The 16,295-nt window shown below is 63.7% G+C and carries 14 protein-coding genes and 1 pseudogene; all 15 read right to left on the bottom strand.

What is annotated here, in order from left to right; all coding sequences use genetic code 11:
- The 15 genes and pseudogenes from allB to uraD all read right to left on the bottom strand — a co-directional run bounded on the left by allB (position 1) and on the right by uraD (position 16,092).
- On the bottom strand, positions 1–1,314 hold the full coding sequence (allB, locus tag HALAL_RS0114675; RefSeq protein WP_025274723.1) for an allantoinase AllB: 1,314 nt from the start codon (positions 1,312–1,314) through the stop codon (positions 1–3).
- A complete protein-coding gene (locus HALAL_RS0114680) occupies positions 1,311–2,441 on the bottom strand; it encodes a glycerate kinase (protein WP_025274724.1) in 1,131 nt (376 codons plus the stop codon). The genes allB and HALAL_RS0114680 overlap by 4 nt, the downstream gene beginning before the upstream one ends.
- Positions 2,442–2,584: 143 nt before the next feature.
- Positions 2,585–4,285 carry a glyoxylate carboligase gene (gene gcl / locus HALAL_RS0114685; protein WP_029768071.1) on the bottom strand — a complete coding sequence of 567 codons (1,701 nt, stop codon included), beginning with the start codon at positions 4,283–4,285 and terminating at the stop codon, positions 2,585–2,587.
- A pseudogene (locus HALAL_RS0114690) lies at positions 4,285–5,196 on the bottom strand (NAD(P)-dependent oxidoreductase); the annotation flags it as partial. The pseudogene HALAL_RS0114690 and the gene gcl, both read right to left, overlap by 1 nt.
- A gap of 25 nt (positions 5,197–5,221) precedes the next feature.
- Entirely contained in the window at positions 5,222–6,016 is a 795-nt protein-coding gene (locus HALAL_RS0114695; RefSeq protein ID WP_025274726.1) for a hydroxypyruvate isomerase family protein, read from the bottom strand.
- Positions 6,013–6,402 carry an allophanate hydrolase-related protein gene (locus tag HALAL_RS0114700; RefSeq protein WP_025274727.1) on the bottom strand — a complete coding sequence of 130 codons (390 nt, stop codon included), beginning with the start codon at positions 6,400–6,402 and terminating at the stop codon, positions 6,013–6,015. Before HALAL_RS0114700 ends, HALAL_RS0114695 begins: the two co-directional genes overlap by 4 nt.
- Before the next feature lie 32 nt (positions 6,403–6,434).
- The gene (locus HALAL_RS0114705) at positions 6,435–7,511 is read right to left on the bottom strand and encodes an XdhC family protein (protein ID WP_025274728.1); all 1,077 of its coding nucleotides are present in this window, start codon (positions 7,509–7,511) and stop codon (positions 6,435–6,437) included.
- A gap of 293 nt (positions 7,512–7,804) precedes the next feature.
- A complete protein-coding gene (locus tag HALAL_RS0114710; RefSeq protein WP_025274729.1) occupies positions 7,805–9,259 on the bottom strand; it encodes an NCS2 family permease in 1,455 nt (484 codons plus the stop codon).
- A gap of 191 nt (positions 9,260–9,450) precedes the next feature.
- The gene (pucD, locus tag HALAL_RS0114715) at positions 9,451–11,754 is read right to left on the bottom strand and encodes a xanthine dehydrogenase subunit D (RefSeq protein WP_025274730.1); all 2,304 of its coding nucleotides are present in this window, start codon (positions 11,752–11,754) and stop codon (positions 9,451–9,453) included.
- Positions 11,751–13,124 carry an 8-oxoguanine deaminase gene (locus tag HALAL_RS0114720; protein ID WP_029768073.1) on the bottom strand — a complete coding sequence of 458 codons (1,374 nt, stop codon included), beginning with the start codon at positions 13,122–13,124 and terminating at the stop codon, positions 11,751–11,753. Before HALAL_RS0114720 ends, pucD begins: the two co-directional genes overlap by 4 nt.
- On the bottom strand, positions 13,121–13,591 hold the full coding sequence (locus HALAL_RS0114725; RefSeq protein WP_025274732.1) for a (2Fe-2S)-binding protein: 471 nt from the start codon (positions 13,589–13,591) through the stop codon (positions 13,121–13,123). Before HALAL_RS0114725 ends, HALAL_RS0114720 begins: the two co-directional genes overlap by 4 nt.
- Positions 13,582–14,439: an FAD binding domain-containing protein gene (locus HALAL_RS0114730; RefSeq protein ID WP_025274733.1), complete on the bottom strand. Its 858-nt coding sequence runs from the start codon at positions 14,437–14,439 to the stop codon at positions 13,582–13,584. Before HALAL_RS0114730 ends, HALAL_RS0114725 begins: the two co-directional genes overlap by 10 nt.
- 2 nt (positions 14,440–14,441) lie before the next feature.
- A complete protein-coding gene (gene pucL, locus HALAL_RS0114735) occupies positions 14,442–15,269 on the bottom strand; it encodes a factor-independent urate hydroxylase (protein ID WP_025274734.1) in 828 nt (275 codons plus the stop codon).
- Between the two features lie 2 nt (positions 15,270–15,271).
- Positions 15,272–15,595, bottom strand: coding sequence for a hydroxyisourate hydrolase (gene uraH / locus HALAL_RS0114740; protein ID WP_025274735.1), 324 nt, complete (start codon positions 15,593–15,595; stop codon positions 15,272–15,274).
- Positions 15,592–16,092 (bottom strand): 2-oxo-4-hydroxy-4-carboxy-5-ureidoimidazoline decarboxylase, encoded by a 501-nt coding sequence (uraD, locus tag HALAL_RS0114745; RefSeq protein WP_025274736.1) that lies wholly within the window; start codon positions 16,090–16,092, stop codon positions 15,592–15,594. The genes uraH and uraD overlap by 4 nt, the downstream gene beginning before the upstream one ends.
- Between the last annotated feature and the right edge of the window lie 203 nt (positions 16,093–16,295).

Below are 16,295 nucleotides of genomic sequence, written 5' to 3' on the forward strand. Positions count from 1 at the left end.
TCAGTCCTCCTTGGACAGTAGTCGACCGTGTGGCCGGCCCCCGACCAGACGTCCACGCAGCCACGTCGCAGTGACGTAGCCGGTCAGGGAGTCGCCGTGGTAGGGGCTGACGGGATGGCGGTGATGAAGTCGAGGTGCGTCGACCGTCCACTCATAATCGGGGTCGAAGACGGCGAAGTCCGCATCGGCACCGCGATCGAGTCGCCCCTTCGACTGCAGCCCCGCGATGCGGGCCGGGGCGTGGCACATCCACTGGACGATGCGGGAGAGCGGAATACCGCGCTGACGCGCATGGGTCCAGACTACGCTCAGTCCGGTTTGGAGCGATGAGATTCCGCCCCAGGCGTCCGCGAAGTCGCCGTCTTTGAGCTCGGGTGGGCAGGGTGAATGGTCGGAGACGACGCAGTCGATACCGCCGTCGGCCAATGCCTGCCATAGCCCGTCGCGATTCCTTTCGTCGCGGATGGGTGGGCAGCATTTGAATCGGGTGGCGGCGTCGGGGACCTTTTCGGCGTTGACGCACAGGTAGTGCGGACAGGTTTCTGCGGTGACGTCAACGCCCGATTCGCGCGCCGCAACAATGAGGTCGGCGGTAGCAGCGGCGGAGACGTGCAGGATGTGGAGACGAGCGCCGGTCTCTTTCCCCAAGGCGATGACCCGTTCGACGGCGGCGGTTTCGGCTGAGACGGGCCGGGAGGCGATGAACCCGGTGAAGTCGGTGTTCGCTGTGGGAGCGTTGTCCAGGATGTGGGGGTCTTCGGCGTGGACGATGACCAGGGCGTCAAGAGCGGCTGCTTCTTGGAGACCGTCACGTAGTTGCTCGGTGGACAGGGCGGGGAATTCGTCGACTCCGGAGTGGGAGGTGAAGCATTTGAACCCGTATACGCCCTTGTCGTGCAGGGCGGCCAGGCGACCGAGGTTGTGTGGGACGATGCCGCCCCAGAATCCGGTGTCGGTGTGGATCTGTCCCGGCGCGGTACGGTGTTTGAGTCGCAGTGCGTCGGGGTTGATGGTGGGAGGCAGTGAGTTGAGGGGCATGTCGAGGATGGTGGTGACGCCTCCGGCGACGGCGGCGCGGGTGGCTGTTCGGTAGCCTTCCCAGTGTGTCCGTCCGGGTTCGTTGACGTGTACGTGTGTGTCGACCAGACCGGGCAGCAGGCATAGTTCGCCGTAGTCAACGTCGTGGTGGGCCGACAGTTCGGTGTCATAGCCTGTTATAGAGGTGATGACGCCGTCGTCGACGGTCACCGCGGCGGGTCTCTCCTGGTTGGGAAAGACGGTGCGTTGTGAACGCACGACGAGATCGTGTCTCATGGTTTTTCCTTTTCAATCAGGTACGTGGCTATGTTTTCTCCCAGGCGTTCGAGAAGCGGTCCGGCCGTGGCGATGGAGCGGTCCGGGTCCGGTTCCAATTCCGTTAGAGGGAAGACGGCTTCGAGTCCCGCTTTTTCGGCCTCTGCGGCGTCGAGGTCGTTAATGCCGCAGACGGCGTACACGGGGACGTTGGAGGCACGGGCCGCTTGGGCCACGCCCATGGGGGCTTTCCCGTGCAGGGTCTGGTCGTCGAGGCGTCCTTCTCCGGTAATGACCAGGCCGGTTCCCGGGAGGCGAGAGGTGAAGCCGACGAGGTCGAGGAGAAGGTCGATTCCGGATACGGCCCGGGCTCCCAGGAACGTTTGGGCGGCGAAGCCGACTCCTCCGGCCGCCCCGGTTCCCTTGCGGTCGGACAGGTCGACTCCCAGGTATTCGGCGACCTTGCGGGCGTAATGTCGTAGTCCTGCTTCCAGAGCGACGATGGCACTGTCGTCGGCGCCCTTCTGCGGCCCGAAGACGGTCGCGGCGCCGGTGGGCCCGAGCAGTGGGTTGGTGACGTCGGAGGCCAGGGTGATCGAGACGTTCTTCCATTCGGCGACCGTGCTTGTGGCGTCAATGGACGCAATTCGGTGGAGTTCTCCCCCACCGAGGCCGATGTCCTTCCCCTCTTCGTCATGGAGTTTCACTCCCAGAGCATGGATGAGTCCCGCACCTCCGTCGGTGCAGGCGCTGCCGCCGACTCCGAGAATGATGTCCGTGGCACCTGCATCGCGGACGAGTCGGAGTAGCTCTCCGGTACCACGGCTGGTCGCTTCCATTGGGCGGTACGGCTCCCGGCTGCGGGCCAGACCGGAGGCCTGGGCCATTTCGATCACGGCCGTGGTGCCGCGAACGGCGACGGTGGCGGTGACCGGATCGCCCAGAGGGCCGGTCACGGTGTGTTCCCTACGGTCGAACCCGGCGGCCACGGCGGCGTCCACAGTGCCGTCACCGCCGTCGGCCACCGGGAGTTCAGTGATCTCCCGGTCCGGATCAACCCGCCGTATACCCCGCCCCAGACGGGCGGCCACCTGGGAGGCGGTCAGCGAGCCTTTGAACTTGTCGGGTGCGAGAAGTATGCGGTTCATCGAGTCGACCCTTCTAAGGAGAACAGTGGTGTTGTCGTGCGGCCGGTGCGAATCGTGTTCCACTCACCTGCCCGGCCGGCCGCACGAGCCTTGTCGGAGCGGGCGTAGTGGAAGCACGAACGCCCGCTCAGTCTATGGGGCGGCTAGTCATCGACGACCGCGTCGATGCTCGCGCCACGCGCAGTGTTGGCCTCACGTTCGATCATGATCTCAACCAGAACCGGGCGGCTGGTGGACACCGCTTCCTTGCGAGCCCATGCGATGGCGTCGGCGATCTCCTCAGGACGTGCGACGCGTGTGCCCGAACAGCCGTAGGACTCCATGAGTTTCACGTTGTCCGTTCCGGCTTCGTCGTAGTGGATGTCGACTTGATAGTTCATGTCGTAGCCCAGCGAGGCCTGACGAATGAGCCCGAGATATTCGTTGTTGAGCATGATCAGGACGTACGGCACGTCGTACTGTGCCGCCACGGCCAGCTCTTCGACCATGAACTGAAAGCCGTAGTCGCCCACGACACCCACGACCTCCGTGTCGCCTTTACCTTGAGACTCCAGCGCCTTCTTCACTCCAATGCAGGCGGGAACCTCCCAGCCGAGCGGTCCGGCCTGTCCGCAGACCTGGTAGTGGCGAGGCTTGTAGGCCTTCTGATACATGCCCGACCAGATTTGATAGAGACCGATGGCGAGGATGAAGTACGTTTCGGGATCGAAAGCCTCGTTGATCTCCTTGTACACCCGAGCCGGGTTGATCGGCACCGAGTCGAAGTCCACTGGACGCTCCAGGGTCTCCTTGAGCTCGTCCACTCGTGCCGTCCACGAGTCGAAGCGCTTGAGCGAGACACGGTTCAAGGCCTGTTCCCGCAGTTCGGTCAGAAACAGCCGCGCGTCGGAGACGATCCCCAGCCCCGGACCGAAAACCTTACCGATCTGGGTCGGTTCGATATCCACGTGGATGAACGTACGATCTCCCCGATAGACGTCGAGTGCGCCGGTATGGCGCTCGCCGAAGCGAGCGCCGACGGCCAGGACCACGTCGGATTCCAGGAATGACTGGTTGGCGTACTTCTGTGTCGTCTGGACACCGGTCATTCCGGCGTTCAAGCGGTGGTCATCGGGCAAAGATCCCTTACCCATCAAGGTGACCTGGACGGGAACGTCCAGTAGTTCGGCGACCTGCCGCAACTCCTCGCCCGCGTCGGCGACGACGACACCACCCCCGGCCAAAATCAGGGGTCGCTCGGCCTGTTGCAACAAATCCAGCGCTTTGGCCACCGGGGCGGCTCGCGGACGCACCGGGTGCACCGGGAGTGGTTCGTCGACAGAGGAGTCCCATTCGATCTCCTGCGTCTGTACGTTCAGGGGAAGGTCGATCAGGACCGGTCCCGGGCGTCCTTCGCGGGCGATACGGAAGGCTTCGCGGAAGACCCACGGAACCTGCGCGGCCTCTTTGACCTGCACCGCCCATTTGGTCACCGGTTTGGCGATGTCGACGATGTCGACGGCTTGGAAGGCTTCCTTGTGCAGTTTGTCGGTCGGGGCCTGTCCGGTCAGGCAGATCATGGGGATCGAGTCGGCCTGAGCGGTGTAGAGTCCGGTAATCATGTTGGTACCGGCGGGACCGGAGGTTCCGATGGCCACGCCGACCTTCCCGTTGGTGCGTGCCCAACCGTCGGCCATGTGGGTGGCGCCCTCTTCATGGCGCACGGTCAGGTGGTCGATCCCGCCGTCCTGTTCCATGGCCTTGTACAGCGGTAGGATGGCCGCGCCGGGGCAGCCGAAGGCAATGTCGACGCCTTCGGACTTCATGACCTCGACCGCGGCCGCCATTGCGGGCATTTGTGCCATTAGGACTCCTTCGTATCGGCCACATTGCGGCCGTTGAACTGTTCGACGACGGCCAGCAGCGCCGAGTGGTCCCGGTCGCCCAGGCCGAGAGTGCGGGCGGACGAGACCAGCTGCGCGACCTGTCCGGCCAACGGTAGGGCCACATTGGATTCGCGTGCCGACTCCACGATGATGCCCATGTCCTTGTGGTGTAGATCGATACGGAAACCGGGTTCGTAAGAACGCTTGACGAAGTTGTCTCGCTTGCGTTGCAACACGGTGGAACCGGCCAGTCCGCCTTGGAGCGCGTCCAATCCGGACTCGATCTCCACTCCGGCGGCTTCCATGAGGACGAGGGCTTCAGCGTTCAGGGCGATGATTCCGCCGACCAATAGCTGGTTGGCGGCTTTGACCGCCTGCCCGGAACCGAGTGGACCCACATGGGTGATGGTCTTACCCATCACCTCGAAGTACGGCCGGGCCGCCTCCACATCAGTCTTCTCGCCACCCACCATGATGGAAAGGGCGGCCTCTTCGGCACCGGCCTGACCGCCCGAGACCGGACCGTCGATAAAACGCTCACCCGCGGCTTTCGCCGCCTCGCCCACCTTGACCGACGTGTCGGGGCGCACGGTGCTCATATCGATCAGTAGCGCCCCCTGCGGAGCCTGCGCCACGACACCGTCGTCTCCCAGATAGACGGCTTCGACATGCTGGTCGGCGGGCACCATGGTGATGACGACTTCGGCGGAGGATACCGCCTCGGCGGTCGACCCGGCGGCTTTCGCTCCGTGCTTTTCCAGCTTGGCCACGGCGTCGTGGTCGAGGTCGAAGACTCTGACGTCGTGGCCGGCCTTGACGAGATGTCCGGCCATGGGGGCTCCCATGATGCCGAGTCCGATGAAACCGATTTTGCTCACTGAAATCTCCTCTTTCGGTGTGTGATGTCGTTATTGTTTATTCGCGCCACGCGAAGGAATCGACCGTCGATCCGCTTGCCTTGTACTCCAAGCCGACCCAGCCGTCGTAGCCGAGTTCGTCGAGACCGGAGTAGAGCTCGTCGAAGTCGAAGTCCCCGGTCCCCGGCTCGTTGCGTCCGGGGGTGTCGGCGATCTGAACGTGTCCGATCCGGTCGCCGTATCGGGAGAGAACGTCGCTGGTTTTTTCGCCCATGCGGGCCAAGTGGTAGAAGTCGGCGAGGATTTCGAGATTTCTCTGGCCGGTTTCTTTGGTAACGGTGTCGATCACCGTCGCCACGTCGTGGGAGGAGACGATGGGGAAGGTCGGACTCTCGATCGCGTTGAGGGCCTCGACCAGAACCGTCGCACCGATACGGTCGGCGGCGGTGGCGGCGTGTCCGTAATTGACCACGGCCAACTCGTCCTGTTCGGCCTCGGCCACCCCGTCGAGCCGGATCCCGTAGAGGGCGTTGAGACTCGTGCAGCCCAGACGTTCGGCGATTCCGACCGTCACGTCGATATTGTCGCGAAACTCCCGCGATCGCGCGGGATTCGACAGCAGACCGCGGTAGCCGTTGGGAATATCGTCGGCGAAGTTCAATCCGGTGAGTTGCACTCCGGCGTTCTCGACGGCGCGCACGAATCGGTCTACTTCGGCGTCGCCGGGCACCGATTCGCTGAGCGGCCACCAGAATTCGACTCCCTCGAAGCCGGCCGCCTTGGCCGCTGCGGGACGTTCCAGGAGCGGTAGTTCCTGGAAGAGAATGGAGCAGTTGACGGTGTAGTTGATCATTTCTTGAGGTCCTCCATGTGTTGGTTCCACGATCCGGAGATTGAGATATCGGTGATTTCAGGCCGGTTCAGCCATTCCTGGCGCAGGATCATGGCGAGAGTCGCGCGCCCGTCGGCCAATCTGATCGCTCCGAGTTCGAGTTCCACCGGCTCGTTGGGCAGCAGATAGCCTTCGAGAGTCTCCAGTGGAATGTCGTAGAGCTCGCCGTGGACGACTTTCCCTTCGGCCACACTCGGAGCGGGAATCATTCCGGGGAACTCGTCCCGCACGGCATAGAAGTGGTACAGGGGCGCTGATCGTTGCTCGGCGACGAATGTGGCGTCTTTCAAATGGTGATGGAGCGGACCGCCTCGCATGGCCCCTCCGTTGAGGAACATGTACACCATGTTTCTGTCTCCTGTGGTGGTTGTGGGATCTGTCAGGTCGTAGCCGTCGGAACAGGTTGTCGGCCTGCCTTTCTGCGATGAATGGGGGTGTCGGTCTCGGATAGAAGTCGGCCCGTCGCTCCGTGCCCGAGGGCGACCATTTCCGCCGCAATCGACAGGGCCGTCTCCTCAGACGTATGCCCGCCGAGGTCGAGCCCGATGGGAGAACGCAACCTCGCGAGTTCCCGGTCGGTCAGTCCCACTTCGATCAATCGGTCACGGCGGTGTTGATGGGTGCGGCGTGAACCCATGGCTCCGACGTAGCCCAGCGGCAGACACAAGGCCCGTTCCAAGAGGGGTACGTCGAATTTCGCGTCGTGCGTCAACACGCAGACCGCGGTACGGTCGTCGATTGAGGTCGATTCCAGATATCGGTGGGGCCAGTCGACGACGACTTCGTCTGCGGCAGGGAAGCGTTGTTCGGTAGCGAACACGGGTCGCGCGTCGCAGACGGTGACGTGGTAGCCCAGAAATTTGCCCATTGTCACCAGTGCCGCTGCGAAGTCGATGGCGCCGAATACGATCAGCCGAGGCGGCGGCAGGTGGGCCTCCACGGCGACGGTGCCGTCGGGGACGTCCAGACGACCAGACTCCCCTCGCGAGAGCATCGCGACCACCGCACGGTCCACTCCCCAGCCGTCGGCGTCGGCGCGCACGGTGAACGCCCGTCCGGTTTCCGGCCCGTCGATGTAGCGGCAAAGGGCAATACCGTCGCCGCTGTGCAATGCGCCCAAGACCCGGTCATATGCGTCGTCGGTCGTCTCAACGGCGACGACGAGAACGTCAACCTCACCTCCGCAGGTAAGACCCACGGCAAAGGCGTCTTCGTCGGAATAACCGAACCGCTCCACTCGTGCGTGACCGGTCTCCAGCACCTCCAGGCAGGCGTCGTACACCGCGCCCTCGACGCATCCGCCCGACACACCTCCCACCGCGACACCGGCCTCGTCCACGGCCAGCGCCGTGCCCAGTGGGCGGGGAGCCGAACCGCTGACGCCGATGACCGAGGCGAGGGCGAAGCGTTTTCCGGCTGCTCGCCAGGAAGCGAGTTCAGTGGCGATATCGCGCATTGATCTTCTCCTCATCCTGTGGAATGTTTTGCTGGACTGTAGGGCGGGTTGGTGCGCCCCATGCCGCTGTGTGCAGTTCCGGTGGCCGATTTCGGGATGCTGGTCCACTCGCGCCGGCACGTCCTTTCGGCGGACGGTAGGACGCTGAGCAATTCGCTTCCTTGAGGTCATCCGGCGGACCGCTTGAAACGAACCGTCCCCGTCATCAAGCGCCTCCGGTGAACTGCTTGATCCCGGACCACCCCTTCATCAAGCATCTCCGGTGAACTGCTTGATCCCGGACCACCCCTTCATCAAGCATCTCCGGTGAACTGCTTGATGAAGTCAACCCCGAAGTAGGCCACGAAGACGGCGGCGACGATCCACATCAGCCAGCCGGGTTCGCGCCATTTGCCGTGTACGGCTTTGAGGACGACGTAGGTGATGACTCCGGCACCGACGCCCGCGGTGACGGAATAGGTGAACGGGGTGATCGCGATGATGAGGAACGCCGGAATGGCGATCTCCATGTCGTTCCAATTGATGTGCTTGGCCTGCATTGTCATCAAACCCCCGACCAGTACCAGGGCCGGAGCCGCCGCCTGTTGCGGCACCACGGCCGCCAATGGGACCAGGAACATGGTCAAACCGAACATGATTCCGGTAAATACACTGGACAGGCCGGTACGAGCACCGTCACCGACTCCGGCGGCCGACTCCACGAACACGGTGTTGGCGCTCGAGGAAGTGACTCCGCCGAACGCCGCCGCCGCGCCGTCGACGGTCAATGCGGTTCCCACGCCCTTCATTTGACCGGTCGATTTGTCGGTGAGGCCGGCTTCTTGCCCTACGGCGATAATGGTGCCCATGGCGTCGAAGAAGCCTGACAACACCAGGGTGAACAGGAAGACGAACAGAGTGAGGACTCCGATTCCGGTGACCGCTCCGATGATGTCGAACCGGCCGAACAGGCTGAAGTCTGGCCAGCCGACGACGTTCTCCGGCACACCGGGGACGACCAGCCCCCAGTCGCTGGCCGGAGGTTTGACCACCGCGTGGATGATCATCGCCAGGATCGTAGCGACCAGGATTCCGATCAGGACGGCTCCGGGTATCTTCTTGGCCCACAGAGCTACCGTCAGCAGGAATCCGACGGCGAATACCACGATGGGCCAACCTTGCAGGACGCCTTCGACTCCGAGGTCGACCGGTTTGCCTTCTTCGGGCGAGGTGACGAAACCCGCGTTGAACAGGCCGATAAAGGCGATGAACAGGCCCAGGCCGATGCCGATGGCATGCTTGAGGTCTTTGGGGATGGCCTTCATGATGGCCGTCCGCGCTCCGGAGGCGGCAAGGACGACGATGAGCAGACCTTCGATCACCACCAGCCCCATGGCCTGTGGCCAGGTCACGTGCGGAACAATTTGGTAGGCCACCACCGCGTTCACGGTGAGGGCGGCCGCCAGTGCCAGTGGAACACGTCCGATGACGCCCATGGCGAAGGTCGCGATGCAGGCGGAGAACGCTGTCATCGTGGTGACGGCGACGTTCGACAGCTGCTCGCCGTTGACGTCCGTCGCGCCGGTAAGGATGAGCGGGTTGAGCACGACGATGTAGGCCATCGCCATGAAGGTCGTCAATCCTCCGCGGAACTCCTGTGCCACCGTGCTGCCACGGGCGGTGATGGAGAACCAACGGTCGATGAAGCCGGGTTCGGCTCCACCGCCCGACCCCTTGGGGGCCTGCCGGTCGGTCTCGGTAGTGGCCATGTCAACTCCCACTTTTCACTCGTGTGTATTGGACTGAAGCCGTCGGGGCGAGCGGGAACAAGTCCCCGTAGCCTCGGGGTGGCGGGTGCCGGAATGGTCCCGGCACCCGTCCGTTGAGGTGGTTCGTCGTGTGGAGGCTGCTCCCACCTCCGGTTGTGCGTCGGGCCGGTGCGGTGACCGACGCCGGACAATCAGGTGCCCGTCAGGTCTTCGGGACGGACCGGGACGCGGGTGAGCGTCTTCCCGGAGGCGTCACGAATGGCGGCCGCGATGGCGGGGGTGGACGACAGGGTCGGCGGTTCGCCTGCCCCACGCAGTCCGTAAGGGGCGTACGGATCGGGATGCTCGAGGATTTCGATCCGCATGGGCGGCATGTCGGCAATGGTGGGTATCAGGTAGTCGGTGAACGACGGATTGCGCACCAGGCCCTCGTTGACTTGGATTTCCTCCATGACCGCCAATCCCAACCCCTGGGCCGTGCCGCCGTGGATCTGCCCTTCCAGCGAGAGCCGGTTGAGGATGGTGCCGACGTCCTGCACGGCCTGTAGTTCGACGACCTTGATCAGCCCCAGCTCCACGTCCACGTCCACAATGGCTCTGTGAACGCAGATTCCCAGTTGAGTGTGGCTGTCGCCCTGTCCGGTTACCGGGTCCATCTTCTGGGTGGGACGGTGGTGGTATTCGCGGACCTCTTCGACCGGATCGTCAAGTGCGTCATAAAGATCGGCGATAACCTCACCTTCAAGATTGAGGATCTTGCCGCCTTGCAGAACAATGGCGTCCGAAGCGCGTCCCACCCGGTCGGCGACCACCTCCCGCACTGCTTCGCAGGCGGTCTTGACCGCCCCGCCGGTCATGTACGACTGGCGAGAGGCGGAGGTGGAGCCACCGGATCCGATCTGAGTGTCGGACGGGAGGATGGTCACGTTCTCCACCCCGAGTTCCGTGCGCGCGATCTGTGCCAGCAGTGTCACGAGTCCTTGACCGACCTCGATACCGGCGGTGTGGACGGTGGCCTGCGGCGCGCCGGCGACCGGCTCCAATCGCACTCGCGCGGTGGAATAGTCGTCGAAGCCTTCGGAGAAGCAGATGTTTTTGATTCCTACGCCGTAGCCGATGCCTCGGCGTACCCCTTCTCCCTTGGTCGTGTTTCCCAGCCCGCCGGGAAGGTCGTAGCCGTGATGACCGGATTCGGGCAGAGGCGGCGGAAGCGGCATGTCCTCCAGGCGTCGCAACATGTCCGCCAGCGGCGCAGGAGAATCGATGACCTGGCCGGTGGCGAGTTGCGAACCTTCGGACACCGCGTTACGCCGACGAAACTCCACAGGCGACATGTCCAGTCGCGCGGCCACTAGATCCATCATGGACTCATAGGCGTAACAGGCCTGTACCGCGCCGAATCCACGCATGGCACCGCAGGGAGGATTATTCGAGTAGGTGCCGTGGGCGACGATGTCCAGGTTGGGAAACTCATAAGGTCCCACCGCCAGCGAAGCCGCGTTCCCGACCACGTTCGGAGTCGCCGATGCGTACGCTCCTCCGTCGAGAACGATCTCGACCTTGCCGTAGACGAGTTTGCCGTTCCTGTCGGCCCCGTATTCGTATTTCATCCGGGCCGGGTGGCGGTGCACATGGCCGTAGAACGACTCTTCGCGGTTGTACATCATTTTGACCGGTTTTCCGGTGTGCAGAGCGAGCAACGCGGAGTGGATCTGACAGGAGATGTCCTCCCGTCCGCCGAAGGCGCCGCCGACCCCCGATAGTGTCAACCGAATCTTGTCCTCCGGCAGGTCCAGGACGGGGGCGATCTGCCAGAGATCCCAGTGCAGCCACTGGGTCGAGACGTAGAGGTCCACCCCTCCGTCCTCGGCCGGAACGGCCAGAGCCGACTCGGGCCCCAGGAAGGCTTGATCCTGCATGCCGACTTCGAACGATTCGGAGACGACCACGTCGGCGGTTGCCGCCTCGGTGTCGCCCACCAGAACCGGCTGGGATCTCACGATATTGCCGTGTTCGTGAAGTTTGGGGCCCTTAGTACCGTCGGGGTCGGCCACGGCTTGAAACGAATCGGTCAACGGCTCCCTGAGCTCGTATTCGACCTCGATCAGTTCCAGGGCCCGCCGCGCGGTCTCCGGATGGTCGGCGGCGACCAACGCCACCGGCTCGCCCTGATAGCGGACCACGTCGACGGCCAGCACCGGTTGATCATGGGTGTCAAGCCCGTGAATGTTGTCGCCCGGGATGTCATCGGCGGTGAGAACGGCGCGGACTCCATCCAGTCGGAGAGCCGGACCGATGTCGAGGGACACGATCGTGGCATAGGGATGTGGACTGCGCAGGGTCGCACCCCACACCATGCCGTCCATCCACAGATCCGAGGAATAGGCGAATTCTCCACGGACCTTCTGGCGACCGTCGGGACGTAGTGGGCTGTCGCCCACGCCGCCGGGAACGTTTTGATTGACCGGGGAAGGGCTGCGTAGAGGAGAGCTCATGATCGTCCTCCGTTCATGATCGTGAGGTGGACGCGACGCGCCTCACGCGCCAGCTCCGCCTCGTCGGCTGTGAGCAGTCTGCCGTCGGCGACGACCGGATCGCCGCCCACCGTCAGAAGTTTGAGCGGGGCGGGAGGACCGAGAACCAGCGCAGCCACGGGATCAAGGATGTCGGCATGTCCCAGCCCGTCGAGCCGCCAGAGCGCGATGTCGCCCATCTTGCCGACCTGAAGCGAGCCGATCTCGTCGTAGCGGCCCAACACGCGAGCGCCCCCGATGGTGGCCAGTTCGAGCGCTTGACGGCAGGTCATCGCGGTGGGCCCACCGACTTGGCGCGCGGTGTAGACGGCTTGACGCAGTTCCTCGACCAGCATGTTGGATTCCTGGCTCGCCGCTCCGTCCACACCGAGTCCTACCGGGACGCCCGCTTCGCGGAGTCGCGGTGTGTCGGCCATGCCGGTCCCCAGTCGGGCGTTCGAACTGGGGCAGTGTGCCACACCGGTTCTGGTGGAGCCGATCAGCTTGACCGCCTCGTCGGAGAGGTGTACGGCGTGGGCGTACCAGACGTCGTCGCCGACCCACCCGACGGATTCCATGTACTCCACGGGGTTGCATCCGTGGGTGGTCTGGCAGAACTCCTCTTCGTCCAGTGACTCGCACAAGTGTGTATGCAGACGTACCTCCTTGCGCCGGGCCAGTTCCGCGCTTTCTTCGAGTAGTTCGCTCGATACGGAGAACGGGGAGCAGGGTGCGACGTCGACTTTCAGCATGGAGCCGAAGGAGGGGTCGTGGTAGCGGTCGATCGTCCGTTCGGTGGCGGCCAGGGCGTCATCAAGGGTCTCGACGAGATGGTCGGGTGGGAGGCCGCCGAGGGATTCTCCACGGTCCATCGAGCCACGGGTCGCGTGGAAACGCAGGCCGGTGGACCGGGCCGCGGATATCCACGCTTCGGTGATGTCGTCGGTTCGACCGTGTGGAAAGACGTAGTGGTGGTCGGCGCTGGAGGTGCATCCGGTCAACGCCAACCACCCCAGACCGCCCCGGACCGCCGTGGAGACCCACTCCGCGGTCAGTCGACCCCAGACGGGGTACAGGGCGGTCAGCCATTGGAAAAGCGAGTGGTCGTAGGCCATTCCTCGGGTCACCCACTGGTACAGGTGGTGGTGGGTATTGACCAGTCCGGGCGTCGCGAGGCAGCCGTCGCCGTTGACTCGCTCGGTGGGTACGTCGTCGGAGAACGTCGGTGCTTGTCCGGGTCCTACGGCGGTAATGACGCCGTCCTGGACGACGATATGCCCGGTGGTGTATTCCTTGCGTTCGTCGTCGACGGTGGCGATGGCGGTGTTGTCGATGATCAGTCGGGTGCTCATGCGGTCCTCCTGGTGGCGGCCAGGCGGACGGCGTCGAGGATCTTCTCGTATCCGGTACAGCGGCACAGGTTGCCGGCCAGCGCCTCTCGGATCTCGGCGTCGCTGGGATTCTCCTCACGGTCCAGCAGGTCGTTGGCCTGCATCAGAAGTCCCGGGGTGCAGAATCCGCATTGGACGGCTCCTGCGTCGACGAAGGCCGACTGAATGTCGGAGAAGTCCTCGCCGTCGGGGGCCAGCCCTTCGACCGTCCGGATCTCGCGTCCTTCCGCCTGGCCCGCGGCGATCAGGCAGGAGCACACGGCGCTGCCGTCGAGATAGACGGTGCAGGAACCGCATTCGCCTTGTTCGCAGGCGTTTTTGGAGCCGGGGTATCCCATTCTCTCGCGCAAGACGTGCAGGAGGCTTTCACCCGGCCAGACGTCTTCGGCGGTAACGGATTTACCGTTCACTTCGGTGGTCAGTCGCATTGGTATTCCTTCCACGCCCAGCGAAGAGTACGGCGGGCGACGGTGGCCAGGGCGTGGAGCCGGTAGGCGGCGGTACCACGCACGTCGTCGATGGGGCTGGCGGCGGCGGACACCAGCTCGCCGAAGTGGCGGGCGAGTCCCTCGTCCAGCTCACCGCGAGTTTCCCAAGGCAGCCGGGTATTCAGCAGTTCCTCGGCTTCCGGTGCCCGTCTCGGGGTGGGGGCGGCGGAGCCGATCCCGGTTCCCACGGTGCGGTCGGTGGTGTCCAGAGCGATGGCGAAGCAGCACACGGCGATAACCATGGCGTTGCGAGTGCCTATCTTGGTGAACTGCTGCGGTCCGCGTTTCTCCGGAATAATCACGCCGGTAACCAGCTCATTGGCTGCTTTCACACTGCGTTTGACGCCGGTGTAGAACTCGTGCACCGGCACGGTACGCGAACCGTCGGCGCTGGCCAGTTCGACTTCAGCGCCTGCGGCCAAGAGCGGTGGATGTCCGTCCCCCGCCGGGGAGGCCGCGACCAGGTTGCCGCCGAGCGAACCGCGATTGCGGATCTGTGGGGAACCGACCGTCCGAGCCGCCTGGGCCAGGCCAGGGAGGCGGTGGCCCAGTTCGTTGATGATCCGGACGTAGGGAAGGGTCGCGCCGATGCGGATGCGGCCGTCGTCCTCATCGCTCCACGATTCCAGTTCCCTGACTCCGTTGAGGTCGATCAGCGCGGACGGGCGGTGCAGGTCGAAGTTCATCTCGACCATCGTGTCCGTGCCTCCGGCCACCGGTACCGCCTCAGGATGCTCGGTTTTCAAACGCAACGCCTCGTCCAGGCTGTCGGGGCGGAAGAATTCCATGGTCATTTTCGGGTCACCGTCCCTTCGATGAGCCCGTAGGGCCGGTCGGCGGCGTGGAAGACCAGGCCCGGGTTGTCCAGTTCGAAGGGCTCCAGGTCGACCAGGAAGTGGTGTCTATTGGGCAAGGACATCGTGACCCTGTCGACCTCTGGGAGGTCTTCGAGAACCTTGGCACCCATGGCGTAGAGGGTCTGCTGGAGTGAAAGTGAATAGGTGTCGCGGAAGGCTTCGATCAACGCGGTGCGGCCGGTTTCAAACGCCTTGGTCCAGTCCACATCGGTCTCGGAGAAGTGCCAGTCGGCCGTGACCGCCGTAGCAAGAATACGATCGGTCGCGGGAGCCAAAGTGGTGTACTCATCCACGATGTATCCGGTGAACTCCGAGTCGGTGGAATTCAACAACAACAGGTCGCGCAGGCCGACCGTCACATCGGATGCGCCGTTGTCGTTCACGACGGTCACCTCGCGGTGCTCGCCGCCGTCACTTCGGCTGAACGTATGGTCTCCGTGCCGCGTCCAGGTGTACTCCTGAACGGTCACGGTGGCTCGGTCAATGGAGCGCTGCCCGCCGGTGAAGTGTTGTGCCAGGCGAAGACCGAAGTCCTCGGCGCTGTCGATGCCGTCTCGAGCCAAGGCGAAGACGGTGTTCTTCTGAGTATCGGTCGGTAGGACCTTGTCGTTGGCTCCAGTGAGGTGTGTGTCGGAGAGATCTCCGGCGAGCGCGACGCTCACGTTCATATCGACGATCTCGTGGCGGTCGGTGTCGCGCACCGTACGTACCACTCGTGTCTCGGCTTTGCCGTATTGGTTATCCCCAAGCATAATTGCCATGGTTAACTTCCTCTATATGTTGTATAAGCGAAAGGGCTGACCAAAAGCGGTACGTGATAATGCGCGGCATCGTCATCGACGGTGAACGTCACCGTCACCTCCGGATGGAAGGTGTTGAACCCCTTCGCCTGCCAATATTCACCAGTGGCAAACTCGAGACGGTAGCGCCCTTCGCGCAGTTCCCAACCTTTGAGGCGGCCGTCGGAATCGGTCACTCCCGAAGCGACCTCCTCGTACACTTCCCCGGCCAGACGGTGGAGGCGTAGACGCATTCGCTCGGCGGGTGTTCCCGACACCGAGTCGAGGACGTGGGACGAGAAACTCATCGACTCACCAACTTTCCCAGTCGAATCCGGACGATCTTCCTCAATTCGGCCGCCACCTCCGCCGCTTCGGAATCGGGGTCGTTGTGCAGGCGACGCCGCGCCTCAGCGAGAATCCGCTCGGTCCCGAGCCCGGTGGCGCAAATGAGGAACACATGCCCGAAGCGCTCGCGATACTCCGCGTTCACCTGTGCCAGTTCCTTCTTGGTCTCCTCCTCCGCCTCGAGCGCGGCGTCCTGCTCCTGGTGGGACCAGGAGGACTCGTGGCCGCGGCCCGTGGCACGTTCCCCGATTTCGGGGTGCGCTTTGACGGCCTGGTCGATCTGCACCTCACTGAGACGGTCGTAAGCCGTATCGGCGAACTCCCTCAGTTCTCCGTTACTTCCGAACGGGCGTGCGTCGCTGACCGTTTCGGCCCACTCCGGCGACGAGCAGCACGTTAGAAGCTCGGCTCGGGCGGTCGGGGTGTCCAGGTCGTTGAACTCGGCCAGTGTCCACATCTTTCACCTCCACTTCGTCGTGCGGCCCTTAAGCGGGCCTCGGCGATGCCTTCACAGTTAAACCTCTGCTCGGTCGTCTCATCAACTGTCGTCCCCCACGAAAATCGTTGATACATATAGCTCGATATTTGGAGGATTATCCAAGACCTTCCCCACCGAACCTTCTGTTAACCTCAGTTCCACCACCACCGGGGAGGAGGCCG

This window comes from Haloglycomyces albus DSM 45210 (assembly GCF_000527155.1).
Taxonomy (GTDB): domain Bacteria; phylum Actinomycetota; class Actinomycetes; order Mycobacteriales; family Micromonosporaceae; genus Haloglycomyces; species Haloglycomyces albus.